At 64.0% G+C, this 900-nt stretch carries 1 protein-coding gene; it reads left to right on the top strand.

The genetic code is table 11. The features are described from left to right. Positions 1 to 66 precede the first annotated feature (66 nt). Positions 67 to 900, top strand: an 834-nt coding sequence (locus tag LGY53_RS43360) for an IS982 family transposase (protein ID WP_225732499.1), incomplete at its 3' end; no start/stop codon positions are given.

Raw genomic sequence — 900 nt, forward strand, 5'->3', positions numbered from 1 at the left:
CTAGACGAGTAAGTCCGAAGTGCTGACGATGCCCGGACATGGGCGGAGGGCGTCGAAGACCAGTGTGTGAGCAATGATCTGGACGCCCTCCTGACCGCACTGTACGTGAAAATCGATGACGAGTTGCCGGGTTCGCGCTGGACGGGTCGGCCGCCGGTGCTGACCGACCCGGAGCTGGTGTGTCTGGCGGTGGCGCAGTCGCTGCTGGGGTTCACCTCCGAGACCCATTGGCTGCGCTACGCACGCAAGCATCTGGCCGGGATGTTTCCGTATCTGCCCCAGCAGTCCGGCTACAACAAACGCCTGCGCAACGCGCTGGGCTTGGTCAAACGAGTGATCCGGATGCTGGCTCGCGACACCGATTTCTGGCTCGATGACTGCTGGATCGTCGATTCCACCCCGGTACCGTGCGGGCAGTCCCGTCCCACCGTGCGCCGTTCCGAGCTGGCTGGATGGGCCGGTTATGGCTACTGCGCCTCGCATTCGCGGTTCTTCTGGGGACTGCGGCTGTATCTGGTGTGCACCCCGGCCGGGATGCCGATCCTGTGGGCGCTGGCCGATGCGAAACTCGGTGAACGCGAAGTGCTTTCGGCGATGCTCGAAGTCGAATCGAACGTCCTCGCCGAGCACGAGGACATCCTGCTGATCACCGACAAGGGCTTCGCCGGAAAAGGATTCGAGCACCTGCTCGCCGACTACGGCATCCAACTGCTGCGACCCTCCCGCAAGAGCGAGAAGACCCGTGCTGGTGAGTCGCTGCTGAAGAAGGTCCGCCAGCTCATCGAATCGGTCAACGACACCTTGAAAGGTCAGCTCGATCTGGAACAACACGGCGGCCGGTCCTTCCAGGGCGTCGCCGTCCGCGTCGCCCAGCGAGTCCTGGCCCTGGCCGCGGCGATC

It is taken from the genome of Nocardia sp. JCM 34519.1, from assembly GCF_020361265.1.
GTDB lineage: Bacteria > Actinomycetota > Actinomycetes > Mycobacteriales > Mycobacteriaceae > Nocardia > Nocardia arthritidis_A.